General features: G+C 49.9%; 1 protein-coding gene. It reads right to left on the reverse strand.

Translation table 11 applies throughout. The annotated features are described in order from the left end of the window. Nucleotides 1-225: 225 nt before the first annotated feature. On the reverse strand, nt 226-1,203 hold the full coding sequence (locus IQ256_RS29195; protein WP_193859177.1) for an IS110 family transposase: 978 nt from the start codon (nt 1,201-1,203) through the stop codon (nt 226-228). Nucleotides 1,204-1,525: the final 322 nt, after the last annotated feature.

Genomic DNA, 1,525 nt, shown 5'->3' on the forward strand with positions numbered 1-1,525 from the left:
AATTCCATTACCCCGCAAGCGATTATGTTTGCTGTCAAGGGTGGTTGAGTAATTTTTCAGAAGAAAGTGAGCTGTTCAAGCTTGCTTTCTTCTCTCTTTTGGTCTGTTGTTGTCAAAAATAAGCAGGTTCATATAGCCCGTCTTCTGTGAGTCAAAAAAAAGGCGATAAATTGATAGAAAGCGCTGACCGAACGACTGTTCTGAGGCAGCTAAAACCAAACAGAATCAGGGCTTTTGCAGCAATGCAGTCACCTTGTAGTCGTCCCACATTTCGTTGTTCTTTACCATCGAGTTCAGGCAGATGAGCAACTTCCTCATACAGGCAATAATCGCCACTTTCTTGACTTTCCCTTTCTCTAGCAGGTGCTGATAGAACAATCGAATCGGCGGATTTGACCGCAGTGCTGATAGCGTCGCCATGTATAGCAATGCTCGCACTGAACCGCGTCCACCCCAGATCTTGCGCTGTCCTCGGAACTTACCACTATCTCTATTAAACGGAGCTAAGCCTGCCAGCGCAGCTATCTGTCCTCGATTCAGCTTACCTAGCTCTGGCAGTAGTACCAGAAAGCTGGCTGAGATGACAGGTCCGATACCTTTAGGCGATCGCAGGATAGCTTTGCGTGATCGCCACTCAGCCGTCGATTCACTCAGCGTGTCAATCTTTCCATCAAGCTGCTTGATCTTCTCTTCTAACCACTCGATATGTTCATTCACTTCGTCTCTGGCAACGCCTCTCAGTAGCAGCGTGCGGCGGTTCTTCTCTGCGCTGAGAATCTCGACTAGCTGCTGCCTTCTGGTCACCCACTGCTTCAGCTCATCTTCGAGTTCACTCACGAATACTGTCGGCGCGGGTTCGGTGACTTCGCCATACTTGGCTATCACATATGCGTCTATCGGATCTGTCTTGGCTAACTTGCTCAGCGCTCTAGCCAGGTCTCGGACCGGACGAGGGTTAACGACACTCACAGGCAGACTCGCTGCGTGCAGTTGCCTTGCCATTGCTGCTTCGTAGCCCCCTGTCGCTTCACAGACAACCTGTACGTTTTCATACGTTCGCAGCCACGCTATCAGCTTAACTATGCCTGCTTCGGTGTTCTCAAAGATGCGATAGGCTTGCTTACTCAAGACGTAGGCATCTAGCTTGGCTTTACAAACGTCAATGCCCACCCATTCAACGGGTCTCGCGACTTCTGTTGACATGATATAGCTCCACTTTTATGCTATCGTTTGACTATTCAGACGTTGCGCTCTTCCTTGCGCGATACGGTCTCACTTCATCAACTTAGCGAGTGGACCTGGCGATTTTTCGAGTTCTCAACAGCCTGAATAGAAGCGGCGACCAAGCTTACGGTCGAACTATGAACAAGTGCTCACGAACCAGGGGATTGGGTCTGACGCTCCTACGCTTAGCGTACTTCAGAAGACTCTCAGACTTCCACTTTCGTTCGTTGCGACGGCACTCTCTGCTCTAGGGGATTTGGGTCTACCGCTCCTACCTCTAAACATACAAGGGGACGGAAAC

Source organism: cf. Phormidesmis sp. LEGE 11477, assembly GCF_015207105.1.
GTDB lineage: Bacteria > Cyanobacteriota > Cyanobacteriia > Phormidesmidales > Phormidesmidaceae > Phormidesmis.